This is a genomic window from Paenibacillus sp. WC2504 (assembly GCF_052682475.1).
The window spans coordinates 6088655-6114766 of the sequence record NZ_JBQZFH010000001.1 but is presented as its reverse complement, the minus strand read 5'-3'; the positions used below and the strand labels follow the sequence as shown (position 1 = coordinate 6114766).

The 26112-nt window shown below is 39.1% G+C and carries 27 protein-coding genes; 23 read left to right on the top strand and 4 right to left on the bottom strand.

The genetic code is table 11. The features are described 5' to 3' along the window. Positions 1-57 precede the first annotated feature (57 nt). The 7 genes from ACUN27_RS27530 to ACUN27_RS27500 all read left to right on the top strand — a co-directional run bounded on the left by ACUN27_RS27530 (position 58) and on the right by ACUN27_RS27500 (position 6170). Positions 58-363 carry a hypothetical protein gene (locus ACUN27_RS27530; protein ID WP_445559920.1) on the top strand — a complete coding sequence of 102 codons (306 nt, stop codon included), beginning with the start codon at positions 58-60 and terminating at the stop codon, positions 361-363. Between the two features lie 288 nt (positions 364-651). After that, the gene (locus ACUN27_RS27525) at positions 652-2232 is read left to right on the top strand and encodes a spore germination protein (RefSeq protein ID WP_445559919.1); all 1581 of its coding nucleotides are present in this window, start codon (positions 652-654) and stop codon (positions 2230-2232) included. After that, a complete protein-coding gene (locus tag ACUN27_RS27520) occupies positions 2229-3350 on the top strand; it encodes a GerAB/ArcD/ProY family transporter (protein ID WP_445559918.1) in 1122 nt (373 codons plus the stop codon). The genes ACUN27_RS27525 and ACUN27_RS27520 overlap by 4 nt, the downstream gene beginning before the upstream one ends. Next, the gene (locus ACUN27_RS27515) at positions 3334-4545 is read left to right on the top strand and encodes a Ger(x)C family spore germination protein (protein WP_445559917.1); all 1212 of its coding nucleotides are present in this window, start codon (positions 3334-3336) and stop codon (positions 4543-4545) included. Before ACUN27_RS27520 ends, ACUN27_RS27515 begins: the two co-directional genes overlap by 17 nt. Further along, positions 4542-4763 (top strand): hypothetical protein, encoded by a 222-nt coding sequence (locus tag ACUN27_RS27510; protein WP_445559916.1) that lies wholly within the window; start codon positions 4542-4544, stop codon positions 4761-4763. Before ACUN27_RS27515 ends, ACUN27_RS27510 begins: the two co-directional genes overlap by 4 nt. A 42-nt stretch (positions 4764-4805) precedes the next feature. Continuing rightward, a complete protein-coding gene (locus ACUN27_RS27505; RefSeq protein WP_445560669.1) occupies positions 4806-5033 on the top strand; it encodes a spore germination protein in 228 nt (75 codons plus the stop codon). A gap of 15 nt (positions 5034-5048) precedes the next feature. Continuing rightward, positions 5049-6170: a GerAB/ArcD/ProY family transporter gene (locus tag ACUN27_RS27500; RefSeq protein ID WP_445559915.1), complete on the top strand. Its 1122-nt coding sequence runs from the start codon at positions 5049-5051 to the stop codon at positions 6168-6170. A 629-nt stretch (positions 6171-6799) separates the two neighbouring features. On the opposite strand, the gene ACUN27_RS27495 is transcribed toward ACUN27_RS27500, so the two are convergent. Further along, positions 6800-7669: a LysR family transcriptional regulator gene (locus tag ACUN27_RS27495; protein WP_445559914.1), complete on the bottom strand. Its 870-nt coding sequence runs from the start codon at positions 7667-7669 to the stop codon at positions 6800-6802. Positions 7670-7778: 109 nt separating this feature from the next. On the opposite strand from ACUN27_RS27495, the gene ACUN27_RS27490 reads away from it, so the two are divergent. The 12 genes from ACUN27_RS27490 (at position 7779) to ACUN27_RS27435 (ending at position 20081) form a co-directional block, all read left to right on the top strand. Beyond that, positions 7779-8981 (top strand): YbfB/YjiJ family MFS transporter, encoded by a 1203-nt coding sequence (locus ACUN27_RS27490; RefSeq protein ID WP_445559913.1) that lies wholly within the window; start codon positions 7779-7781, stop codon positions 8979-8981. A 77-nt stretch (positions 8982-9058) separates the two neighbouring features. Continuing rightward, the gene (locus ACUN27_RS27485; RefSeq protein ID WP_445559912.1) at positions 9059-9913 is read left to right on the top strand and encodes an alpha/beta fold hydrolase; all 855 of its coding nucleotides are present in this window, start codon (positions 9059-9061) and stop codon (positions 9911-9913) included. A 1274-nt stretch (positions 9914-11187) separates the two neighbouring features. Then, the gene (locus ACUN27_RS27480; protein WP_445559911.1) at positions 11188-11340 is read left to right on the top strand and encodes a hypothetical protein; all 153 of its coding nucleotides are present in this window, start codon (positions 11188-11190) and stop codon (positions 11338-11340) included. Positions 11341-11511: 171 nt separating this feature from the next. After that, positions 11512-11634, top strand: coding sequence for a hypothetical protein (locus tag ACUN27_RS27475; RefSeq protein ID WP_445559910.1), 123 nt, complete (start codon positions 11512-11514; stop codon positions 11632-11634). A 309-nt stretch (positions 11635-11943) separates the two neighbouring features. Continuing rightward, positions 11944-13035: an NAD(P)H-dependent flavin oxidoreductase gene (locus tag ACUN27_RS27470; protein ID WP_445559909.1), complete on the top strand. Its 1092-nt coding sequence runs from the start codon at positions 11944-11946 to the stop codon at positions 13033-13035. Between the two features lie 36 nt (positions 13036-13071). After that, positions 13072-13734, top strand: a complete 663-nt coding sequence (wrbA, locus tag ACUN27_RS27465) for an NAD(P)H:quinone oxidoreductase (RefSeq protein ID WP_445559908.1) — start codon at positions 13072-13074, stop codon at positions 13732-13734. 116 nt (positions 13735-13850) lie between these two features. Then, on the top strand, positions 13851-13994 hold the full coding sequence (locus ACUN27_RS27460) for a hypothetical protein (RefSeq protein ID WP_445559907.1): 144 nt from the start codon (positions 13851-13853) through the stop codon (positions 13992-13994). Between the two features lie 260 nt (positions 13995-14254). Then, positions 14255-15010: a DUF6710 family protein gene (locus ACUN27_RS27455; RefSeq protein WP_445559906.1), complete on the top strand. Its 756-nt coding sequence runs from the start codon at positions 14255-14257 to the stop codon at positions 15008-15010. 75 nt (positions 15011-15085) lie between these two features. Continuing rightward, the gene (coaD, locus tag ACUN27_RS27450) at positions 15086-15574 is read left to right on the top strand and encodes a pantetheine-phosphate adenylyltransferase (protein ID WP_445559905.1); all 489 of its coding nucleotides are present in this window, start codon (positions 15086-15088) and stop codon (positions 15572-15574) included. A gap of 711 nt (positions 15575-16285) precedes the next feature. Then, the gene (locus tag ACUN27_RS27445; RefSeq protein WP_445559904.1) at positions 16286-16828 is read left to right on the top strand and encodes a shikimate kinase; all 543 of its coding nucleotides are present in this window, start codon (positions 16286-16288) and stop codon (positions 16826-16828) included. A 695-nt stretch (positions 16829-17523) separates the two neighbouring features. Then, positions 17524-19317 (top strand): group II intron reverse transcriptase/maturase, encoded by a 1794-nt coding sequence (gene ltrA, locus ACUN27_RS27440; RefSeq protein WP_445559903.1) that lies wholly within the window; start codon positions 17524-17526, stop codon positions 19315-19317. 290 nt (positions 19318-19607) lie between these two features. After that, on the top strand, positions 19608-20081 hold the full coding sequence (locus tag ACUN27_RS27435; protein WP_445559902.1) for an HIT family protein: 474 nt from the start codon (positions 19608-19610) through the stop codon (positions 20079-20081). Positions 20082-20324: 243 nt separating this feature from the next. On the opposite strand, the gene ACUN27_RS27430 is transcribed toward ACUN27_RS27435, so the two are convergent. Further along, the gene (locus ACUN27_RS27430; protein WP_445559901.1) at positions 20325-20633 is read right to left on the bottom strand and encodes an AraC family ligand binding domain-containing protein; all 309 of its coding nucleotides are present in this window, start codon (positions 20631-20633) and stop codon (positions 20325-20327) included. Between the two features lie 420 nt (positions 20634-21053). On the opposite strand from ACUN27_RS27430, the gene ACUN27_RS27425 reads away from it, so the two are divergent. Beyond that, positions 21054-21611, top strand: a complete 558-nt coding sequence (locus tag ACUN27_RS27425) for a sigma-70 family RNA polymerase sigma factor (protein ID WP_445559900.1) — start codon at positions 21054-21056, stop codon at positions 21609-21611. Further along, the gene (locus ACUN27_RS27420) at positions 21608-22654 is read left to right on the top strand and encodes a DUF4179 domain-containing protein (protein ID WP_445559899.1); all 1047 of its coding nucleotides are present in this window, start codon (positions 21608-21610) and stop codon (positions 22652-22654) included. Before ACUN27_RS27425 ends, ACUN27_RS27420 begins: the two co-directional genes overlap by 4 nt. A 172-nt stretch (positions 22655-22826) precedes the next feature. Here the strand turns inward: ACUN27_RS27420 and ACUN27_RS27415 are convergent, their stop codons facing one another. After that, on the bottom strand, positions 22827-23429 hold the full coding sequence (locus tag ACUN27_RS27415; RefSeq protein WP_445559898.1) for a hypothetical protein: 603 nt from the start codon (positions 23427-23429) through the stop codon (positions 22827-22829). A gap of 311 nt (positions 23430-23740) precedes the next feature. Then, the gene (locus tag ACUN27_RS27410) at positions 23741-24190 is read right to left on the bottom strand and encodes a hypothetical protein (protein WP_445559897.1); all 450 of its coding nucleotides are present in this window, start codon (positions 24188-24190) and stop codon (positions 23741-23743) included. A gap of 409 nt (positions 24191-24599) precedes the next feature. Between ACUN27_RS27410 and ACUN27_RS27405 the strand changes: the two genes are divergently transcribed. Continuing rightward, positions 24600-25202, top strand: a complete 603-nt coding sequence (locus ACUN27_RS27405; protein ID WP_445559896.1) for a sigma-70 family RNA polymerase sigma factor — start codon at positions 24600-24602, stop codon at positions 25200-25202. Continuing rightward, positions 25199-25990 (top strand): DUF4367 domain-containing protein, encoded by a 792-nt coding sequence (locus ACUN27_RS27400; RefSeq protein ID WP_445559895.1) that lies wholly within the window; start codon positions 25199-25201, stop codon positions 25988-25990. Before ACUN27_RS27405 ends, ACUN27_RS27400 begins: the two co-directional genes overlap by 4 nt. The last annotated feature ends 122 nt before the right edge of the window (positions 25991-26112 follow it).

The following is a 26112-nucleotide window of genomic DNA, read 5'->3' as shown; positions in this document are numbered from 1 at the left end:
TCATGGTCCAGCGAGGAGATATGTCTTATATCGTCTCTACATTCTGATTATGAATCCTTGCCAGATGTTATCCGAGAAAAGGTACAGGGAATAAGCGAGTTTGAAATTAAGGTAGTAACAACTATTTTAACTGATGAGCAAGGAACTAATACGGCTGACCAAACAAAAGATATTGAAGCATTAGTCTATACGGTACTGGTATATTTAAAAAGCGCTTTGCAATATAAGCGAGCATTAGGAAAGGATGTTTTATCTCTCGTTCAGGCGCAATTTAACCGGGAGTGGGATGAAATTCTTGTCATCCTACAGAAAGAAAAAAGAAGAAAGCCGGCATCCTTGAGGATGTCGGCTTTTCATTTTTAATTTGTAAAAACATAATTTTATGAAGTTATATAAAGGATCGGTAACTATATTCAGAACATGGTTAGACAGCTGAAGCAAGGATGCCTCAAGCATCCAATACGAGGAACATCTATCTTTTAGAAGGAAAACGGAATCTTAATTCAAGTTCATCAATGATACACGTTACAATTATGAACCGTTCAGATTAAGGTTAAAGGTTTTTATATATGAATAAAATGATTTCCAAATGTGGATTATATATACTGTTCTAATTCATTAAATGTCATTTTAATGCAGAGGTGACCAATCATGGTTTTTTTCAAAAGTACTGTTTCAGAAGAAAATAAGTCTAAGTCAAAACCTTTGATTGATGAGCTCCAAAATTTAAATAGAGTACACACTCCGCTTTCCTTAGAACTGATTGAAAATTTACAAAAAATTCAATCCATTTATGAAAATTGTCTGTATGTCGTCTTTCACAACTTTTTGATCTCTGGAAAAACAAGTGCAGTGCTTATTTATATCGAAGGACTGTCAGATACGGAAATGATCGATGAATATGTTCTTACACCACTTATGCAGGGGACATCGGTGGAATCATATAATGCGAAAACCATTATTCAACAAAAAATCTCTCTTTCCAACCAAAAAGAATTAACCACGGTCGAAGAAGTCATAGAACAGATTTCAGAAGGCAATCCTGTCCTTCTGATTGATAAAGAACAGCAAGCAGTTGCATTAGGGCTTGCAAAGTGGGACAAGCGCGCTATTGCTGAGCCAATAGCTGAACCTGTAATAAGGGGATCTCGAGAAGGATTTACGGAAACACTATCTGTCAATATATCATTATTATTGAGAAGAATTAAAAGTCCGTTACTTAAAATGAACTCGTTAAAAATCGGGCGTTATACCCAGACTCAAGTTATTATCTCTTATATTGATGGTCTTGCAGACCCTAACTTGGTTCAAGAGGTAATGAGCCGGATAGAACGAGTAGATATTGATGGTGTTCTTGAAAGCGGATATATCGAAGAGATGATCGAGGATAATCCATTCTCCCCATTTCCTCAGTTCTTAACTACAGAAAGACCTGATGTTGTCTCAGCGCAATTGTTAGAGGGGCGTGTAGCTATTTTGGTTGATGGTACCCCAATTAGTATTATCGCACCTGTGACTTTTTTCTCCTTGTTACAGTCGTCTGAGGACTATTATCAGAGGTTCATGGTGGGAACAGCGATTCGTTGGCTTCGTTACTTTTTCGTTGGGATTGCCTTGCTAGCCCCTTCGGCTTACGTATCGATTCTTACATATCATCAAGAAATGGTACCAACTACTCTCCTGCTTAGCATTGCTAAATCACGAGAAGAAATACCATTCCCGGCATTCTTTGAAGCCCTCATCATGGAGGTTACTTTCGAGGCACTTCGTGAAGCAGGTATCAGGCTGCCCAAACAGGTAGGGGCTGCCGTGAGTATCGTAGGCGCCCTTGTCATAGGTCAAGCTGCTACTGCAGCTGGACTTGTCTCATCACCTATGGTGATGGTAGTGGCGATAACAGGAGTGGCTTCTTTTATGATCCCTCATTTCAGTGTAGGGATTTCAATAAGATTGCTGCGCTTTCCTATTATGATTATGGCTGGGTTACTGGGGTTTCTTGGATTAATTCTTAGTGTAATCACGATTGTCATTCATCTTAGCACACTTCGTTCTTACGGAGTCCCGTACCTCTCTCCATTAGCTCCTATGAAAGCCCGTGATATGAAGGACGTGTTAGTCCGCGCTCCATGGTGGATGCTGAATACGCGTCCGCACTTGACCGGAAAAGGCAACAAATATCGACAATCCTCCGTACAAAAATCTGGCCCGACTAAGAGAGATGAAACAGATTGATTGAAAAAGGAAAAATTTCAGCATTTCAAATGGCGATGATTATGTATCCGGTGGTGGTAGCAACTGGGGATCTTATCATACCGGCTTTTACAGCAAAATTTGCGAAGAGAGATGTTTGGCTATCCCCGATTTTGGGCTCCCTTTTAGGATTTCTTATCGTATACATCGTTTATCAATTACACAATCTCTTTCCTAAGCAGACGCTTGTTCAGTATGTGGAGCGGATTTTCGGCAGAATTCCCGGAAAAGTAATCGGTATTACTTATTTATTTTTTATATTGCACGGCAATAGTACGATCATTAAACAATATGGAGGGTTCATAACGGGTGTCTTTCTTCGTACAACACCAACGATCGTAGTCATCGGAAGCATGTTATTGGTTTGTTCCTTTGCTGTACGCGGAGGCCTCGAAGTGATAGCAAGATGTGCTCAGTTGTTTGTGCCTTTGGTGATGTTGACATGGATTCTCATACTGGTTCTTCTTATTCCTGATATGGAAACCAAAAATATGCTTCCTGTACTTGCGAATGGAATCATGCCCTCCATTCAAGGGGCTATACCTACATCGAGTTGGTTCGCTCATTTCGTATTCATTAATTTCATGCTCCCTTTCTTAACTGACCTGAAAAAAGGGGTGAAATGGGGGATGATTTCGGTATGTGCTTGCATGTTAACTTTAACGTTGATCACGATATCCACCCTGTTTATATTTGGAGATATAACATCTCAGCTCACTTATCCGGTAATGATGGCGATTAAGTATATCAATGTGGGCACCTTTATCGACCATGTAGAGTCGATCATGATGGCGATCTGGGTGATAGGTACATTTATCAAGATCTCAGTGTTTTATTATGCGTTTGTGCTTGGCATCTCTCAATGGTTGAATTTATCTGACTATAGGCCTATGGTGTTTCCAAGCGGCTTTTTATTGGTAATATTCACGATTTGGGTTGCACCTGACGCACAAGAATTTTTCCATTATCTCGGGACATACCTACCATTTGTAAACATGACGTTCGAAATAGTGCTCCCGGTGATGTTGCTGCTCACGGCTCTGTTGCAGAAAAAATTCAGAGACATTAGGGAGGGTAAAATGAATGAAGGTCCCTTATAGGAACCAAATTTCAAGAATTCTTCTTCTATCCATGTATGGATATTCTTTTTTAATTCTCACAGGTTGCTGGGACAGAAGAGAGGTTAATGAAATGGCAATAATAATGGGGAATGCTATAGACAAAAAAGATAATGATATGATCGAGCTTTCCGTACAAGTATTCATACCTAATCCAGGGGGAGCAGGGGATCAGAAAGGAATATCATCTGGGGGCGATAAAGGGAAGACATTTGTAAGATCGGCTACGGGTGTAACGGTAGCAGATGCCGGGGCAAAGCTAAAAGAAAAATTTCCAAGGGAAATTTTCTGGGGACACAGTAAGGTTCTTATCATTGGAGAAAAAATGGCAAAGGAAGGAGTAAGTGATTTAGTTGACCATATGATGCGATATCCAGAAGCGCGCGTACGCGTCAAGGTATTTATTTGCAATGGAGATGCAAAACATATTCTGGAATTAAGTCCCCCTCTGGAAAATAGTACGGTGAACGCGCTTCGGCAGATGACAGATCTGCATTCTGTGATAGATATACCGCTTAAAACTTTTGCTCAAATGTTGGCAGGGAATGCCGGTGCGGCGGCTGTACCCTGGATTAAAATTCTGCCGTCAGAACCACATAAGAGTAAAAATCAAACGGTTCCTTACATAAAAGGAACAGCTATTTTTAAGAATGATAAAATGGTTGGACATATTGACGAAACCGTCACAAAAGGGGTTCTCTGGCTTAGAAATGAGATGAAACCAGCCGAATTGACGGTTACTTCTAAAGACGCAAAAGGATTTGTAACGTTAAATGTTAAGAAGAGCAAAAGCGAATTAGATCCTCAGATTAAAGATAATCAATGGAGCGTAACGGTCAAGATTAAAGAAGAAGCTATCGTAATACAAAATACAACTAACCTTTCACTTAAAAATCCAAAATTTTCAAAGTCATTAGAAAGAGATTTAAACGAAAACATTGAAAATCGTGTGAGTGCCGCTCTGGCACAAGTACAAAAAGAGATGCATGCGGATATCCTTGGCTTTGCAGAAGCCTTTTACCGGAAGTATCCCAAAGAGTGGGAAAAATCAAAGGAAAACTGGGATGAAATATTTCCCACAATAAATGTGAATATTCAAGTGACGTCAAAAATACAAAGTACTGGCCTATCTGATACAGGTATAAGCAGACCTGAAAAGGATGTGAAACAGAAATGAAATGGGTATCTGTCATGGGTATAACGTTGATTGTGCTGGTGATTTTTCAATTTGAATGGCTAAAAATCAAACATCTCTGGAAAGAGAAAGTTTCCTTTTCCACAATTATGGTCTTAGGATACATCCTTGCCGTTACCCTTGTTTTCTATCCGGATCTACCGGGTCCTACCCACGTGTTAGAGGTGATTTATGAACCCTTTGCAAAGATTCTTGAATAACTTCTATCAAGATTGCTGAGGACTTGAAATGTCAAACACGTACTGGGATTTCTTATCTTAATACTTAGTATAATAGCGATTATCATTCATCTATACATGGTTCGTACTTACGGTGTCCAGTATCTCCCTTCATTAGCTCCGATGAAAGAACGTGATAGGAAGGACGTGTTAGTCCGTGTCCCAAGGTGGAATGTTGAACACTCGTCCGCACTTAACCGGAAAAGGAAACAAGTGCCGACAAACCTGCATACAAAAATCTTGTCTGACTAAGAGAGATGAAACAGATTGATAGAAAAAGGTAAAATTTCTGCATTACAAATGGCGATGATTATGTATCCGGTGGTGGTGGCAACAGGGGATCTTATCATACCGGCTTTTTCAGCAAAATTTGCAAAGAGGGATGTATGGCTATCCCCCGTTTGGGGCTCCCTTATGGGATTTCTTATCGTATATATCGTTTATCGATTACACAAGCTCTATCCTAAGAGGACGCTTGTTCAGTATGTCGAGCAGATTTTCGGGCGAATTCCCGGAAAGGTAATCGGTATTGCTTATTTATTTTTTATTCTGCATGGCAATAGTACGATCATAAGACAATATGGAGGGTTCATAACGGATGTCTTTCTTCGTACAACACCAACGATCGTAGTCATCGGAAGCATGTTGTTGGTTTGTTCCTTTGCTGTACGCGGAGGCCTCGAAGTGATAGCGAGATGTGCTCAGTTGTTTGTGCCATTGGTGATGTTGACATGGATTCTCATACTGGTCCTACTTATTCCTGATATGGAAACCAAAAATATGCTTCCTATACTAGCGAAGGGAATCATGCCTTCCATTCAAGGGGCGATACCTACATCGAGTTGGTTCGCTCATTTCGTACTCATTAATTTCATGCTCCCTTTCTTAACTGACCTGAAAAAAGGGGTGAAATGGGGGATGATTTCGGTATGTGCTTGCATGTTAACTTTAACGTTGATCACGATATCCACCCTGTTTATATTTGGAGATATAACATCTCAGCTCACTTACCCGGTAATGATGGCGATTAAGTATATCTATGTGGGCACCTTTATCGAACATGTAGAGTCAATCATGATGGCGATCTGGGTGATAGGTACATTTATCAAGATCACAATGCTTTATTATGCGTTTGTGCTCGGTATCTCTCAATGGTTGAATTTATCTGACTATAGGCCAATGGTGTTTCCAAGCGGTTTCTTGCTGGTAGTATTCACTATTTGGGTTGCACCTGACGCACAAGAATTTTTCCGTTATCTCGGGATATACCTACCATTTGTAAAATTGACATTCGAAATAGCGCTCCCGGTGATGTTGCTGCTCACGGCTCTACTACAGAAAAGATTCCGAGAAATAAGAAATGGCAAAAGGGATGTAGGTCCTTTATAGTCCCGTGTGTTGGGGTGGGGGAAGGAAGTAGTGGAACTGATGGAGCAGATGCAAGATATGGAAGGAGGAGTAAAAGAATAAAAACTGCTAGTAAAGTTTGAACTCCCATGAAAAATTAACATAGCAGTGCCTGGAAAAAGACAATAGTAAAGAAGACGCAGCTTGTTCATTTTTTTAATGGGGTGCAGCGCCCATTGAGAAGTCAGGAGACTTCTGAAATTGTCACAGAATAACCTAAGCTTTCTAGTCGTCGAACTGCATACTTTACAATAGGATTGTTGTTTTTGTTTATCTAAATAATCTTCGCTAAAGTCCACGTGCTTTTCTTTACGAGTTAAAAGATAGAAGGCAATTCTTGGCCATAGTATGTGCCACATTTATGGCTGCTTTTTTTACTTTTCGTCCATGATGAACGTCTTAAAACCTCTAGGATAGAGCTAGATTAGGGGCATAAGGACCGACCCAATGAGCCTGAAAATGATAAGAGTGGTCTTCCTTATGACCATTTCATCGTATTATATGTGAATTTCCGCTGGGAATCGAACAGATTCTTGGCATTTATCGGCACAGATTCTTGTGATGAGCAGGCGCTGTGGTAGACTACAGTTACTGTCATTAGACAAACTGAGTTATTTAAATCTTTCTTTTGCTATCCTTATTAACTCAGATACGGCTGGAGTATAGTATGAATCTTTGCGGCGAACAAATAATGTCGCAGTTTTGAATAATTGTTCTGATATTGTTTGAATTTGAAGACTATAGTACTCATTCGCTCTCTCGACAACTGAACGGGGCAATAGCGAAATGCCGAGCCCTGCATGAATACATCCAAGGATTCCTTCAACTGTACCAAACTCCATAATTTTGGAAGGCTTTATTCCTTTGAGGCCTAACCAATCTTCATATTTTTGACGATATGAGCAACCAATTCTAAAAACTAGTAGAGTTTGTTTTTGTAACTCTTCAATTCGCTCAATTGATAAGTATTGTCCGCCTGTTACGAGTACAAGCTCTTCATAACCGATCTCCGTTGTTTCTAACTCTTCATGCTCAATTGGTGCAGATACGAATGCGCCGTCCAACTCAAACTTCAGAACTAACTTAGCAAGTTCGTCTGTATTGCCAGTTTTTAATGTTAAATCGACCTCTGGATAGGAACGATGATAATCCGCCAGAATATTCGGCAAACGAATTGCTGCTGTAGTTTCAAGGCATCCTATTCGAAGGGGCCCTTGTGGTGTTGATCTATCCGATACAACTTGCTCAGCCTCTTGCGTAAGAGATAATATTTTCTCTACATAAGATTTAAGGATCTGTCCCGATGTAGTAAGCCGAACCCCTTGACGTTGCCTAATAAATAATGCTGTATTAAGTTCATTTTCAAGTTGTTGAATACGTATGCTTATACTCGACTGAACGTACTCTAATTTCTCAGCAGCTCGTGTGATACTACCTTCGTTTGCCACAGTCAAAAAAATGTGCATGTCACGGATCTCCATAAACGTTCTCCATTTCAAGTATTGTTTTTTTTAATATCTAGGTTCGTTTAACTTCATTTTACACAATATCAAGATGAAGTTACAATTGAAGCAGGAGGGAGGTGTTAAATTGTCACGTTCTGAAACAAAAGGAAAAGGTAAAGCTACTTCAACAAAAATCTTAATTGGTGGATTTGTTATGCTAACCATTGCAATGGGTATCGGTCGTTTTTCATACACTTCGATACTACCTTTCATGCAGTCACAAATCAATTTATCAATAACAGAAGCAGGTTATCTGGCAGCAATTAATAACTTAGGTTACTTAGTTGCAGCTTTTTGTGCGAGTCTCATGACATCCGGAGCGCGAAAATCTACTCATTTGCAAGTTCATTTGGTTTTATGCATTTTAACAACAGGATTAATGGGGGCTACATCTTCGTTTTTTTTGTGGGTGATACTGCGTTTCATAGCGGGCTTGAGCAGCGGTTTTATTTTTGTCCTTGCATCGAGTTTAGTTTTGGATGCACTTCTCGCTGACAAACGAGAAAAAAGGATCGGTGTTTTTTACGGTGGAGTTGGATTTGGTATTGCATTATCAGGGTTACTAATTCCTTTGTTTAGTCTTCACTCATGGAGAGGAGCATGGATAGGTCTTCTGGTTGTAAGTATCATTCTTGCCGCAATCATTTGGAGATTTATTCAGGAGCCCAAAAAGCAGCACAGTTCCCTAAATGCTAGCGATAAAAAGTTTTTTGTAAAAGAGACAAACTTATTTCCTTATTTGCTTATTGTATATGGTCTTGAAGGTCTGGGCTATATTGTTAGTGCGACGTTTTTGGTTTCTTATGTCAAACAAGTCCCGAACATGGAGTTTTTTTCTGATTATAGTTGGATTATCGTTGGGGTTGCAGCGGTGCCATCGACTATATTTTGGTCTTGGTGTATGGGGAAAATGGGTTATGTGAAGCCATTGATATTTGCACTTATTCTACAAGCTATAGGGGTTATATTGCCTGTTTTAATACCTAATATCTTCGGTGTAACTCTGGGTTCAATCTTGTTTGGTGGGACCTTTATGGGGATTTCCATGCTTGCAATTACCGCGGCTCGTGCACTAAAACCAACGAATGGGAATCAAGCCATTGCGTTGATGACAGGTTTTTTTGGAACTGGACAAATCCTTGGTCCCATAGGAGCAGGATTTGTTATGGATACAACAAAAAGTTACAGTGTATCCTTAGCTCTTGCTACCTTGGTACTTGTTATTGCTGTAATTGTAATGATAATGGGTAGTGTTATGTCCAATTGCAAAAATCTAATGAATGTATAACAGGATAGTTAGTCGAGGGGTTTCAATTGCAGGGGGAATATGTAGCACTACTTAAAAGATAAATCGGAGGGAATAACATGACGACATATCATTCTTTAGAAATAGATGGATTACAAGTGTTTTATCGTAAGGCAGGCAATCCGAATAATCCAGTAATTTTATTACTTCATGGTTTCCCGTCCGCAGGTCATATGTTTAGAGAATTAATGCCTGTATTAGAAAACGAATATTATTTGATTGCTCCTGACTATCCTGGTTTTGGTAATTCATCATCACCTGGCAGAGACAATTTTCAATATACCTTTGAACAAATTACTAATATAATGGAAGCCTTTATTAGTCAACTTGGGATTACTAAATATGCATTATATGTCTTTGACTATGGAGCGCCAATTGGGTTTCGATTAGCAATGCGCCGTCCTGAAAATGTAACAGCCATAATAAGTCAGAACGGCAACGTTTATTGTGAAGGACTTGGTGAGAAATGGGCGGCTCGAGAGGAATATTGGCGTAATCCAACACAAGAGAAACGAGACAGTTATCGGATCGCCTTTGATCCTGATACAATAAAAGGCCAATACATTGATGGAACAAAAGAAAATCAAGTTTCTCCAGATGGTTATACTCTTGATATTGCGTATATGTCCCGGCCGGGAAATGATGAAAAACAACTGGATTTAATCTTTGATTACCAAACTAATGTGAAGATGTACCCAGAGTTCCAAAAATATCTTCAAGATTACCAGCCACCTTTATTAGCAGCTTGGGGTAAAAATGATATTTCTTTTATTCCGGAAGGTGCTGAAGCTTTCAAAAGAGATTTACCAGAAGCTGCTATTCATCTATTCGATACGGGTCATTTTGCTTTAGAAACGCACGCGAAAGAAATTGGGGAGTTAATGTTGAGTTTCCTGAAAAAAATTGGGAATTGATACATCGATATGACAGCAATCGATAGAGAGTCGGGAATTCGAGCGGAGGTCTAAGACGTTTATGTCAAACATTTCGGGTTAGGGGTGACTGTCGGTAGCGGTTGAGAGGCTAATCCTCCGGCAAAAGCAACTATTTCTATGAAGCTGAATCGACGTTCATATTTCCTTCTTTGCCGGCAAGGCCTTATACAACGCTGCAGTTAGCCCAATTACATGGCCACAACGTCTGCGAATGCCCGAAGCCGTATTTTCAGTGAAGTACTGAGCGGCATGAGACGTGAAATTCAAGGCTTCGATAACTTTGCTTAAACGTTTTGATTAACTATCTGCAGCTATTTAATTTGCAAAATTCATAGACGAACACATCAACTTCGAGATGAATGACAGTGGCTGACTAAGTATCTTTGAACCAGGCTTATATGATTGCAACACAGCCATAAAATAACGAACCGTTCCAGAGCAAGAGAAACGGTTCGTTATTTTTGCCAATATATTGCCACATATTGGAATTATTCTGCTAGTTTAGTTCAGTAATTAGCCAGTCATTGTGACCGATTGTTCCTTCGACTTAATACTTACGGAGTATGTTTTACTTGCCGAGTCTTCTGGCTTGCCGCTACCGACCGCAGCGTCCGTAAAGCAGGTATTTCAGACGGCGTGCAACACGGGACTTAGCGAAGAAGATATGAACTTTGTTTAACAAATGTTATGAACGATGGGCGAATATGTAATTCGAATAATACACTTTAGATATTTAGATTTAGATATCTGCATTTGAGATGCCAGAGATCATAATTCTGTATTATGCGGGATAACAGAATCATTGTATGATAAATGAGCAGATTGGAAGTTCTGATATTTACCATATTAACTACCTTTTAATAGGTAGTTAATATGAGATAGATAAAATGAATATTCAAGATAAAGTAGTAATCATAAAAGGAGGAAGCAGTGGTATTGGAAAAGCAGTCGCATTTGAACTGGTGAAACGATGAGCCAACGTAGTCATCAATGGTCGCCGCGAACCAGCGTTGGTTAACGTTAATGAAATCGATCCAACAGGAGCAGATGTCGCATATGTTGCCGGCGACATTTCATATCCCCAAATAGCTGAAGCCTAAACGGCGAAGCACTTTCGCGTTTGGACGTATAGACACACTGGTAAACAATGCCGACATTTTTATAGCGAAATCATTTACGGACTTTACTGAAACGGATTTTGAATCGGTACTGTCCATTATGTGGCAGGATTCTTCCAAGTTACTCAACGTGCGGTGACCGATATGCAGAAGGCTCGTTCTGGTCACATTGTCAACATCACGGCAAGTGGAGTTGTAGAGCAGCCCCTTAAAGCCGTGCCATCTGTACTTGCCTCACTGACCAAAGGAGGCTTGAACGAGGCAACGAAATCGCTGGCGATTGAGTAAGCAGACAAGGGTATTTGCGTGAACGCAGTCGCGTCAGGATCACTAAGACGCCAATGCATGCAGTTGAGACACATGAATATTTGGCTCAATTGCATCCAGTGGGCAGAATAGGCGAGGTTCAGGATATTGTTGAGGCCATTGTGTAACAATTCGTGACCGGAGAGATTCTTTATGTCGATGGATGTTAAAACGCCGGACAGTGGTAAGCTAAATAATCTTCTGAATGCCGACATCATTGAATTCAGAAGAGGAGGATGGCGTTCATACTATACGAACTGCGGAATTATGATGTGATTTCCAGGTCGCGATACTGAGTAGGTTTCGAAATGATACGATAAGAATTTTTACTTAACATGATATGAAGGTAACGAATTTCTAGGTAGTCGCGGACGAAGCAAAGGACTGGTTGTATTACGTGCTTGAGCTTCTGGATGGGGCATCCCGTGAACGGAACTTCTAAACCTTTCTGAAAGATTCAGAATGGATGGAACTTAAGAATAGAACCGAGCAAAAAAGCTACCGACATGAGAAAATCCATTGCCTACATGAAAAAAAACATTTTTCGAGTAAAAGTACGTTTAGTGTGAGAGGAGGAAGATGAACATGAGCATTAAACTAGACACAGAACTTTGTCACATTTTTAATATTCGTTACCCAATCTTCTTGGCGGGTATGGCAGGTGGACCTGGAACGGTTAGCTTAACTGCGGCCGTATCCAATGCGGGCGGGCTTGGCACGCTAGGAGCCGCTTATATGGAGCCTGAAGCGCTCCGCAATGCGATTCGTGACATTCGTAAGTTAACGAATGCTCCTTTTGGAGCGAATTTATTTTCTATTCGGGCTACCGACGACAATGAGAGAACTGGCGAAGTTCAACGGGAATTGAATGATATGCGAAAAAAACTCGGGCTTGCTGAGGTGCCGGAAGAAGCTGTACGGACCCCAGATCATTTCGAACAACAATTCGCAATTATCCTGGAGGAAAAAGTCCCAGTTATCAGCACGGCGTTTGGTGTTCTACCTGCAAATATGATTGAGCAAGCTAAAGCGGCTGGCATTCGAATTGTCACCATGGTGACGACGGTCAATGAAGCACTTCTTGCTGAACAGGCGGGATGTGACGCGATTGTGGCTCAGGGCAGTGAGGCTGGGGGGCATCGTGGGACATTTGACATCTCCAATAGACCCATGGGTGCTAATATCGGCACAATGGCCTTAGTGCCGCAAATTGTTGACCGTGTTCATGTTCCGGTCATTGCGGCAGGAGGGATTATGGATGGCCGTGGGCTTGTCGCCGCACTAGCACTTGGGGCACAGGGTGTGCAGATGGGTACACGCTTCCTGACTTCGATTGAATCGGGAGCCCATATCTCCTATCAGCAAAAACTGCTTGCCAGCACCGAGGAGAGTACGGTGATCACGAGCGTGTTTTCGGGTCGCCCTGCCAGAGGGGTTGCTAATGAATTTATCGAAGTCTGGGATAAGAGCGGGGTAGAGCCGCTACCGTTCCCTATTCAAAATTCCGCGACAAGGGATATAAGAAATGCTGCTGCCAAGCAAAATAATCCCGATTATATGTCTTTGTGGGCAGGACAAGGTTTGCGGATGCTTACTTCTGGCCAAAGTGCGGAAAGTATCGTGCAGGAAACTATCGATCAAACGCAAACTATTCTGTACCAAATGAAAATGGAATGATTCGGCCTATATCACAAAAAGTTTGGAGCGATTTCGATGAATATATTTAAAAAGCTATTTAAAAAGGAGACTACACAAATGTCATCATCAAAAGTAAATCTAGCAGTTATCTATTACAGTTCCAATGGAACTAACTTTCAATTAGCTCAATGGGCAGCGGAAGGAGGTCTTCTAGCTGGAGCAGATGTAAAGATTCTAAAAGTACCAGAAACTGCACCACAATCCGTTATTGATGGCAGTCCATCTTGGAAAGCTCATCTTGAAGCAACTAAAGATATTCCTACCGTATCTTTGGATGATTTGGAATGGGCAGATGCGATCATTTTTAGTATGCCGACCCGATTCGGTAATCTTCCCGCTCAAATGAAACAGTTCATTGATACGACTGGTGGTCTTTGGGCACAAGGCAAAACGGTGAATAAAGTCGTGAGTGCCATGACTTCTGCTCAAAATCCGAATGCCGGGCAAGAACAAACGATACTTCAACTTTACACGTCTATGTACCACTGGGGTGCGATTGTTGTAGCTCCCGGATTTACGGATCCATCGGTATTTGTTGCCGGAGGAAACCCATATGGGACTAGCGTAACAGTCGATCAAAATGGAGCGATGAAGGAAGACGTGCATGCGGCAGCCAAACATCAAGCGAAACGTATCATATCCGTTGCTAAAGCACTGAAAAGCGGTTTAAGAGATTAATACTAGCCATCACTTATTGTGATCATAGATATAGGCGATTCATTCCGTTTAATTATTTTTCGTGAAATATTGAATTTAAAGGAGAAATAACACATGGCTTTCAGGGAAAAGTATTTGTGATAACTGGCGGCAGCAGCGGTTTTTGGAAAGCTATGGCGATTGAGATGGTGAATCGAGGAGTTATTGTAGTTATCTATGGACGACGCGAACAAGAGTTAGTTCTTGCTGCAAAAGAAATCGACCCCGGATATTCGGTATGATATTTGGTAAGCTGCGTAGGCAGGCTGCGGTCGTTTCCAGAGAAACGATATTAAACGGTTCCTTCTGGAAAAGAAGAGTCTCAGACGGTCCGTAAAATAACAGCACTAAAGAAGACGCTGCAAATTCATTTTTTTAAAAGTTTGTAGAGCCAAGGAGATAGGGGCTACTTTAAGGAAGATTAAAGATATAATTAAAGTGATAATCAGACTTCATACGAATAAATTAGGTGTATCAAGCTTGATTTTTCGGAGGTGGTCAAATGTTTAAGCATTTATTAAACAATAAAGTAAGAAAAGAACAGGTTATAGAAAAAGTGAAAGTTGAAGCACAACGGAAAAAGTTCAAAGGAATATTAGAATTTGCACAGTCAGTTTTAGAGAATTCAGATAGAACAAGTACATATAAGCAATATTATTCAAAGGGTAATGAGCATCCATTACTAGATGTTGTTAGATTAATAGGGAAAAATGCTCAAACAAAGTACTTAACCAGCTTGCTTTACTGCGATGATGAAACTGAATTACCTAGCTTGTTTCCAGGTGACCTTTTTTTTGACCAAACCATATATGTAACGAATGATGGGAAAAAGATGTATCATCTAAAAGAAGAAGTGAAGAACACAAAGGAAATAAAATTAAATAAGGATCTAATTCTGCCTTGGCCTTGGAAAAGGGAGAGATTAATTAATTCTATAAGCTACATTGGAGAACAAAGATCTTGGGGAGAGTGGGAACAAGACAATACAAACCATTATGTTGAATTATGGCTACCTTTAGGGATTGTTTGGGTTAGAGGTGGTAACCATTCGATTGCTACTGGAATACTTCAAGGCGTTGGAACGATAAAACCAGATAGTACTTATGACATGAAAGAGCTTTATAATCACATATATACCGATGGTATAAGTTATTTTAGAAAAAGTGACGACTCGATTATTGCGGCTGTTGAGGATGTCGAGTTTGCAGCAATCTTTGAAATTGGACGTCTTATGATTAACATGTCTATTTCCTTTTGAGTTTACTAAGAGCGGCAGCTTGAATCAAATTCCATCCAAGTCTTCATATTATGATTAGAGTAGGAGTCCAGATAAATGAAACGAATTGCAATTTGTCCAGGAAGTTTTGACCCTATTACAAATGGACACATAGATGTAATTAAAAGGACTGCGGAACTCTTTGATGGAGTCATTGTAGCGCCACTTAACAATCCTAGCAAGAAACCACTATTCTCCTTAGAAGAAAAGATTGAACTTATTTTGAATTGTACTTCTGACATCCCCAATGTTAAAGTTGAAAGTTTTTCAGGTCTTCTTACAGATTTTTTCGCAGTTAAACAGGCAATTGTCGTAGTAAAAGGCCTAAGAGCTGTTTCTGATTATGAGAATGAACTTCAGATGGCAGTAGGAAACCGGCATCTAAATGGCAAATTAGAAACACTTTTTATGCCTACTTCTACTGAGTTTTCTTATCTTAGTTCAAGTATGGTAAAAGAAGTTGCGAGTTTAGGCAAAACTGTTGAGAGTTGGGTACATCCTATAGTTTCTGAAGCTCTTGAAAAAAAGTATCGAAAACATGGCTAGTCCTTTAGTGCAGTTTTAAATCATAAAAATTAAGTGAACGATCACTCTTAAAATGATATGATGTTTTTTTATAAAAAAAGCTGTGATGAAGATATGATCCCCCGCTAGATGCAATATCTAGTAGGGGATTTTATTTTTAAAAATCACTTGCATAGCGAATACGTGTTCGGTATATCTGGGGGGTGCGAGGGAGAAGTTCCTAAACAGCTTCTTAGAAGGATATAAAATAGAAAATGATTTGGAAAAAACCTGGCTAGAAGAAATCCCGAATTTTATAGCCCTAAGAGAGATTGGAAGATATATCAAGCTCTATCGTGCTTGCGGTGGTAGGTTTGAACGGCTCCACCAATGGGGAAGATCTTATATGCAAAATCGCAAAGAGCAGATAATTGCGAATCTAATAAAGTAAAGCTATTATATAACTTCAATGAGATCCAAGAGAAATCATGCGATGATTCAACTATCGAAAGAACGTTAGCTTAATAAATGTAACAAGAATGAAATCTTATTTTCATATAGCTTTAATGAATCAAGCTTATAATAAAATTGACCCCCTTTAAAATATAATTAATTATGACCCACAGCCCGTTGCTGTGGGTCACTTTTTTGTTCATTGAAGTAACAGAAGTTTAACATCATATGAAGGATATTTCTGGGCATTTACCGAAAGTTTAATGTATCAATAACAATTAATATAAAGCGAGGAAGAAAATGAATATAATCCTTGTAGGTATGTCGGGTGCTGGTAAAAGCACTTTAGGTGTATTACTTGCAAAAGCTTTAGGAATGAATTTTGTCGATACGGATATTGTCATTCAACAGCATGAAGGTAAGTTACTACAAGAGATAATCGATAACGATGGGATAGAGATATTTATGCAGATCGAAGAAAAAGCTATATCGGAGCTGCATTTAGAAAATTGCATTATCTCTACGGGAGGAAGCGTAATATATTCAGAAAAAGCCATGAACGTCCTTAAACAAGGTGGTATGGTCATTTATTTACACGTCCCATATGAAGAGATTAAAAGAAGACTAATCAATGTAACGACTAGAGGCATTGTTATCAAGAATGGAAAAAGTCTAGAAGATGTTTACGAGGAAAGACTGCCCTTATACATTAAGTACAGTGATAAAGCCCTCGATTGTTTAAACAAGGATGTAGAACAATGCGTAAACGAGATTATTAAGCTAATACAAGAAACTGACGTTGATCATTCTGCTAACGAAGAAGTACGACAAGTTCTGCCATAAGCACCAAACAGTGCGAAAAGCAGGAGATTACATGAAGTAATCTTAACTCTACAACTGAGGATGGGAATGACGGAACCAAGTATCCTGAAACTATCCCGCCAATACTCCTGCGCGCGTCATGTTTAACAGAACAATGAGGTGTGAAGTACAGGTAGATTCGACAGAACGAAGGCTAGAGCCATTTTGAGAAAAAAAAAAAGGTATGCCAACGGATATGTCGCGTGGCTGAAAAACTGAATAAGGTGAGAATGCTCGCACAGAAGCGAACTGACGAACTTCCGAATGTACAGGTCTAAAGTTAGAGCACACGGAAACGTGTGTACCATCAGACGATGGGGTGAGTAGCGTAAAGTAAAACTTTCTTCTATGAAATACGCTATGCCGAACGATGGCGGCATCAATCTCACAGGCTTAGAGGAAGCACCTAAGTTCAGAATAGATAGCTAGGTTGTAAGGGACTTGGAAAGCAAGGGACGTTGCAAGATGGATGGGCTGTTACCCGAAACGGTTGCAATAAGGCACATGCCGAAATGTATTTATCCTTGTGAGGGCAGGGGCACGACTGATGAATCCTCTGTAATGGAGGTGGAGGAACAGCTCCAAGTCTAATTGAAAAGAACGATCATTTTCCATACATGAATTGCACCGATCAGGTAGGAATGTGGGAACATCGCTTCGTCAGGAGGGATGCCACAGTGCAAGCTTTACGAAATTGGGAGTATTACGGCATGACGGAATCTTTTACAGACTTGCACGCGAGAGCAGCAGAAAAAGAGACTTTTTCTCATCTGTATGAGATCGTCACATCTAGAGAAAATATTTTGCTGGCATATCGTGCAATGAAGTCTAATAAAGGATCGAAGACACCAGGAACAGATGGGCTAACCATCAAAGACATCGAACAACGACCCGAACAAGAACTAGTCCGTGAAATCCAAAGTGCACTTGAAAATTACCGCCCCAAGAAAGTCAGACGGAAGCTCATTGAAAAAGATAACGGCAAAATGAGACCGCTTGGCATTCCTTGCATCCTCGATCGCATCATCCAGCAGTGCTTTAAGCAAGTCCTTGAGCCCATAGCTGAAGCCCATTTCTACAACCACAGCTATGGTTTCAGACCCCTTCGATCTGCACATCATGCCATGTCAAGAGTTCAATTTCTCATCAATCAGGCATCTATGCATTTTGTGGTGGACATCGACATTTTGGGTTTCTTCGACAACGTCAACCATACCTTGCTCGTAAAGCAACTTTGGAACATGGGGATTCAGGATAGAAAGGTTCTTCGGTGCATTTCTAAGATGCTAAAAGCCGAAATCGAGGGGGAAGGAATGCCGTCCAAAGGTGTGCCTCAAGGGGGCTTGTTGTCAACACTTCTTTCTAACATTGTGCTGAACGACCTCGATCACTGGGTGGCCGGCCAATGGGAACTCTTTCCACTGAGAAAACCTTTCAAATCAAGAACGGGCGAAAGGGCTGCGAAAATACGTTCTAGTCTGAAAGAAGGCTATCTGGTGCGTTACGCCGACGACTTTAAAATCATTTGCAGAGATTGGAGATCGGCTCAGAGATGGTATCATGCGGTAGTTCTGTATCTCAAAGACCGCCTGAAACTCGATGTCTCTCCTGAGAAATCGCAAATCATTAATCTGCGAAAAAGAGAGTCGGAATTTCTTGGTTTTACAATCCGAGCAAACAAAAAGGGACAAAAGCGAGTAGCGCATACGGGCATTAAATCAGGCAAAGTGCAGAAAATGAGGAGCGAAGCCAAGAAACACATTCTCAAAATGAGGTCTTCGCCAACGGCACTATCTGCTGCACGTTTCAACAGCTTTGTTCTAGGAATTCACAACTATTTCAATCGGGCAACACATGTAAGTGTTGCGTTCTCACGTCTTGCCTACGATCTGCGTGCTTTCATGTACAATCGTCTTAAACAAATCGGGAAATACGAGCATCCTGCAAATCCACCGCCAACATACAGTGAATTTTACAGTTTGGGTTACAGGACTTTCAAAATTGCCGATGTTTATCTATATCCTCTAGCCAATGTGAAAACCAAGAATACGATGGGTTTTAGTCTGGGACTTTCACTCTTTACCAAAGCAGGCAGAGAGCAAATTCACAGAAAGCTTCGGCTAGATTTACGTCAAGAAATATACCTTCTAACAACATTTAGTATCCCGAATCAGAGTGTGGAGTATATGGATAATCGAATTAGTCGGTATAGTATGAAGATGGGGAAATGCGAAATTACAGGCATGTATCTCTTCGCATCGGATGTTTACTGCCACCATTACATCCCACCAGACATAGGTGGAAACGACAAATTTAATAACCTCCGAATTCTCCACAAAGAGGTCGGTCAACTTATACTTCAAACTCAGATACAGACGATTGACGTACTCAAGAACAAACTGGGACTAACGGAATTGATGATGTGCAAGATCAACAACTACCGTGGAAAGTATACATTAAATCCAGTTTAACATATCCTAAAATCGAAGAGTAACGAGGAAGTTATGATTTAGTAAATTCAGTTAGAGGGAACGCAGAGTACTGGGAAACTCGTACGCTCCGTGTGGAACAGGGGAAAAGCTAGAGATAACATCAAATGCTTACCTATTGTTACCGTTAGTGGAAAATACCAACATTGGAGCAGTCGGCCAGAATGGTCGGCTGCTTTTTCATTGAACTAAAGGGCAGAATAACGCAACGAACAAAGTTGCCTGCGTCTAATAGCTGGTCGGAAAAATATGGAAGGAGTTGAATGAGATAGATGACAGCATCATTTTCACATAAGCCCGAAGGATACGAATGTCCATTTTGTCGTGTTTCGGGTATCGAGCGACCTAATCAGGGAACAAAACAAAGGGATATCATCTATCAGAATGAAAAGGTAACGGCATTTATAGCGAGCAAATGGTGGCCAAACAATAAAGGACATGTTCTTGTTGTTCCTAATCAACATTTCGAGAACATCTTTGAACTCCCTGCGGATTACGCTGTTGAAATTCACCGCGCGGCTCAGCTTACAGCGTTTGCAATGAAAAGTACATATCGATGTGATGGGATTTCTACGCGGCAACATAATGAGCCTGCTGGCAATCAAGACGTGTGGCATTATCATCTCCATGTTTACCCTAGATATGTGAATGATCAACTTTATCTGACAAAGGGATCTCAGTCCGATCCAGATGAACGCTCTTTCTATGCTGATAAGTTACGTTCTTGGATAAAGGAAAACATTTAAGGTTTAGGAGGAGCGAATGATAACCCTAGTAGGAGATGAACCTGAGATTACGTGGGCCTTACTAGAGAAAAAATAAGGTTCTCTCATTTAGCTAACTGGGAACGTTTGCTTGATAAGAGCGACAGTTTAGGACATTACTTTCTCAACCTAGACTGTCGTTTTTCATGATTAATTAAAAGAAGCTCACATGAATTGAAATTATCCAAGATGAAGCTTCCGAAAATTGATTAGGGCTGAGTTGTTTCAAGTCAAGTGGGAATCTGAATTTTGAGTGTCCAGAACCTGTTGGATTATGGCTAAAAGTAGTTCAGGTCTAAACAGAAAGAGGGCGCAGGAGGACTGCATGCCAACTATCTGTGTAAGGAGTGGCTTGACTTGATAGCGTCGAAGACGATTTAGGAAAAAACTGAGCGCGTAATATTCATGGGGAGTTCCTTTTAAGAGGAGCATCTTCATGCCTCCTTTCATCCCAAAGGGTTTGCTTCCCATCCACAGATCTCCTTCCCCTTCAACACATTGAATCCACTGATAGATATGATAGATAGGCCACATGGGCCTCGATATGCTTTTGATTCCAACCAGATCCAGTATTGGCTAAATAATAGGGAAATAATTGATAGGATTCCATAATGATCGGTATGTATCATAATATAAATACAACAAATGCATAGAAACTATACGAAACTGTCCGAACTATTGTTGAGACATATAATCCATTTGCGATATCGTGAACTGGAAGATATCGTCCCCCTAAACGTATTGGTTAATATATATGATGGAGCAAGCTTCCATTAAGCATCTTAATGATTATGCAGGATGGATTAGTACCAATTGTTGCGCGGAGCATGTGGGTGATTAGGCTTTATTAGCGACGTACATAGGACTCGGTATAAACTCATTAAATATATTTCTTTTTGAAAAGTGACCCTTTTTGTTACCACAAAGCGTATTTATAAGGGAGGTGAGTGCATTATGATAGATTACAAAGTGATCGATGATTTGAAAGGCAAGGTGAAGTCCTCCATAAAGCATGATGACATAACATTTTGTTTTATTGAAGGTTTAATCTTAGATTATCAAAGTGAGCTAATTCACTTAGCTATGTCCTACTTAAATGATTATCAGCTGGCGCAAGATTGCATACAGGAAATATTTATGACAGCATTACATAAAGTTGATCCAGAAAAAGATAGAACTGCAGTTCGCAAATGGCTAAAAGTATGTACAATAAACCGCTGTAAGAGTATTCTTCGTACATCAATATGGAGAAAATTAGTATTTTTTGAACATCCCTCAAATGCCTCAGTCGTCAAAGATCATTATTCAGGTTTGGACGAAACAGGTGTATTAGAAGAAGTAATGAAACTTCCTATCAAGTACCGTGAAGTTATCATTCTTCATTACTATCAAGAAATGACACTTCATGAGATATCAGCTGTTTTGAAAATTGGTATTGAAGCTGTTAAGTCACGGCTCAGAAGGGCGAAAGAGAAATTAAAGCTATTGCTTAAAGGAGCTGAATTAGGATGAACGGTTCAATCGATGATTTATTAAAAAACAGCGCTGACTTGGTAAATCAGAAGAAACTAACTCTGGAGAAAGGGTATCTGAAAAAAACACCTGGTGTAAGACAATTAAATAAGCGATTAATTGCTTTATCTTTATCTATGGTTATTTGTTTTTTTGTCATCACGCTTGCATACTCCCCACAAGTCTTAGCTTATGTAGCTAACTTGTTATCATTAGAAAGTCTAACAAAACAAATAGTGGAAAAGGGACTTAGCACGCCTGTTGGAAAAGGGGTATCAAAACAAGGTATCAGCTTAAATGTTGAAAATTTGTACGTTGACCAAAACGAGCTTGTATTCGATATGGTTCAATCTTATACAAAGGATATGGAATACAAACCTGCTTTAAACTCAAATGATGTTCAACTGTATATTAACGGTAAAAAATTGGAATCTCATTCAGGTGGGGAATTCCATACGCTACAAGATGGTAATTATGGTGGAATAGTCTATTACAATGTAGTTTACGATAATAAACTAGAACAAAAAATGATATTACCAGAGGAATTCCAACTTACAATTAAAGTAAATAAAATTGAAAGCTTTCAAGATAATTGGATAATTGATATTCCAGTCTCACGAAAGCTTTCAGATCATGCTACAAAAACATACGAGCCAATTGTATCAAAGAAAGTAGATGGTGTTACGATTACGGTGTCAAAAGTGGTTTTTAGGCCTCTGAGCACCTACATTGAATACGAAATCGCTGTTCCGTTAAATTACTCATTCACTGATAATTCCTCTATTAGCAATATTCAAGTAAAAGATGACAAAGGAAATACTTTGGGAACTGGATCAATAGGTGGGGAAGAAAAGAAAGAGGGCAGTATGAAAATGTACCGATTTACGAATGAATATCATACCCCCAAAGAACTTCCTGATCACTTGCAAATAATACCACAGCGAAAGATTGAAGAGAAGCGTACGGATTCTGTAGTTTATTACAGAGGAGAGGCTATAGAGAAACTGATTTTTAATGTTCCCCTAATAGATAATAACAAGTAAAGAAACTTCCAATTGTGTTAGTTTTTTGAGAATAAACATCCAAGCAGATGAAACATAAAAACAACCCAGTACTTAGTGTGTACTGGGTTGTTTTTTAACTATTTTTGTTTAACTAACTAATATCCATACTTTAGTTCTTTACATGGCATTTTCATTTTGTCTTCAGTGCAAGTTAGTTATTTGTGTAACCATTTCCGGATGCACTCTGACCACCACCAACCCCAATAATTCTAATTAAATAGTTACCTGCAGGAATATTAGGAAAGGCGATAGTAATATTGCTGCTTTTATATTCTCCCTTAACTTTCTGGACATTTCCAACTCTAGAATCTGTAGCAATATTAATTATTTCATATGAAATTTCAGGCGCAGAAGCAAATGAACTAGTATATTGAACCAAGGTAAGCGCAACTGTTTTAGTAGCTCCTAGAGAGAAACCTTGGATTGTCTCAAGAACGTCTCCTGTATTTAAGTTATTAAATGAATATGTTAGATTAGTATCGGCGAGAGCAAAGACAGGAGAATTACTTTGGTTTTTTCCAGTATCAGCATTGTTTAAATCATAAGGTACTGCTGGAACAGAATCATGTATAACCTCAGCCAACTCTTCGGCGCTCAATTTTTTTTTCAAAATAACTCCACCGAATTGAGTAGCTTGTTTTTCGCTTGAGATTTGTTGTGAGCTCGTTGAAGCGACTGGGGAATCAGCAAAAGCACTTGTTGATAGGGAGAATACCATCAATGCAGAACATACTGAAATTGCTAATTTATTCATTATTATACTTCCTTTCAAAATAATTATTTTGGGATAATTTGTATTAACTAAAGTTATCGATTTTTAACTAAGAATATAAATAATTTTCTAGCTCTATATTTTTTTGAGTTCATTCCTCGGTGTGAAATAAGAAAGTTCAATCGATAACTATTAGATTTGTATTAATACGGAAAATTTCAAAAAATCAACATTAAATGCAATATACCTAATTTTTAATTACTGTTGTCATGAATGTCTAGTAATGAAGATTAAAAATACTTGGAAAAACCACGAAGCAGCAAGACTTCGTGGTTTTTTAGTTAGCGATCTATTTATAGACCATCACGTACGGCAACATCAACATTAATTACAGATCCATCACTATTATCAAATTTCAAAGTCCAATTTCCATTTTGTTGTCCAGCAAAGCTATGTTGAGTGGTACTTTGTTCTCCAGGTTGGAGTGTAGTATTAACAAAGTTAGTTCCTAATGGAGAAACCAATTTATAATTGATAGCCTTTGCGCTGTTGTTTTTTACATATACACGAACTGTCTCATCATGACCAGCATACTTCCAGTTAAAGTTTGCTGTTCCTTGACCATTGTTATATGTATAGGAGGTGTCTAAAATCACAGAAAATGGCTTTATTATTCCTGTATCTGTAGCCTGTACAGTTACGTTTGACTCTGGAGTTGTTGAAGATGAGGCAAGTGCTGTACCGGTTCCAATCGATGCTGTAAGCAATGCTGCTGATAAAAACATACCAAATTTTTTGTTCATTTCTAGTAATCCTCCTGAAAATAATATATTATTTTAATTTCTTCCATAATCTCTAATGATGAAAATTTTATTACATTCGATGAAGTCTGTCTCGACGCAACGCAACTATCACCTAGCCACAAAGGAGAGGGGGGACTTACTATCAATTCTCACTATTGTAGTTTAAATGGTGGCCACCATGTAGGGGAACTGGAAGGGTGTTCCAAGTAATCCTCGTTTAAATAACGTAATCTTCAACTTTTTTCTGACAGAACTTTTAAAATAAATTCTACATTTTGGAAAATAAACCTTAATACCATGGTATTACTCTATCATTTTTGGTAAAATAAAAAACCGGAGAGAAAAATTGGAATTTTAAACATTCCCCAATTTTATTCAACGATATAGCCACTTACTATGGAGGCACATAATGATAGATGAACAACATGAACAAAATACACAAAGCGAGCATTTGCTTTTACTTCTCACCAGTAATATACATTCTCTAGATCCAACCATTCAGAAGGAAATATTTAATTATTTTCGAAATACAATGTACCGAAAGATTTTTTTCTTACTTAATGACCATGCATTAACTGAAGATGTCATACAAGAAGCATTTATTAAGGCGATTAAGATGGCACCTAAATTGAAGAGTACAGAGCGTATAAGAGCTTGGCTTTATCGAATTACAAGAAATACAGCCTACGATTTACTAAGGAAAAATAAAAAGTACAAACTATTTTCAAACACAGAAGAAGTTATGAATAACTCAGACTATGAAATAGATAGTTTCAGTGAAATTGATAAAGTCGTTGAGGTTATGGTTCGTAATGAGGTTCTATATCTTGCTATCGATGATTTAAAGTACGAATATCGCGTTGTGATACTACTGTATTACATTGAGGAACTGACTTACAAAGAAATAATGAGTGAATTGAATATTTCACATGATGCACTTATGCAGAGATTATCGCGTGGTCGGAAAAAACTATATGAGATTCTTATAAAAAAATGGGGTGAAATTGCGTGACCCATCAATCGAATAACGAAGATGAACAGTATAGAAATGCTGTAAAGAACTTAGTTTCTCAAATCGAAATTCCTGATGGTGAAGTACCATGGAATAATATACAAAACAGAATGAATGCCGAAATGCGTTCTAGAAAAATTCGAAGAATGATGTTAACTGTGTCAGCAGTTGCAAGTTCTATTCTAATTGTTAGTTCTGTAATTCCAGCTTCTAGTGTTCAAGCAAACCCTATTTCTACATTATTAAAATTAGTAAAGAAAGCACAGAATGGTGCAACCCAGATACTGTATGGGAAAGAAGTCAAGCAGGACTCGAAGAATGCAAAAACTGCTCCTCCACCGGATTTGGATCTTAAACCAATAATACCTGCAACTGGCGAATCAACTAATATATTATCTGAAGAAGTAAGCATCGAACAAGCTAATAAAATGCTCGATTTTCCAATATTATTTCCCAAATTACTCCCCAAAAATTTTGAGTTGAGGAGAATTAGAGTTTTTAAAGATCCAGACGGAAAATACAGGAATGGAACATTGGAGTATTCCGATGATAAGGATATCATTATCCTATCACAAAAGAGGATAAATCAAGGTTCAGGCTGGAAAACTACCATTAATGATGCAGCTGGGAAGATTGAAACATTGCAAATAAACCGTTTTTCTGTAACTGTCGTTCATTACACAGAAGGCGGTATTCACATGGAATGGTTGTCGGATGATATACTTTATGAATTACATAGTAAGCTCGAATTTGAAAGTTTAGTTGATTTTGTAAAATCTATTGAATGACGCAAGCTTTAGTCCTCATTTTATTTCTAATAAGCGTATTAAATTCAAAAAAATTGTCAGGTTTTTACTCCTTTTAGCGTTTTAGTATATAGATACAAAATACTAATAAATTAGGAGTAAGG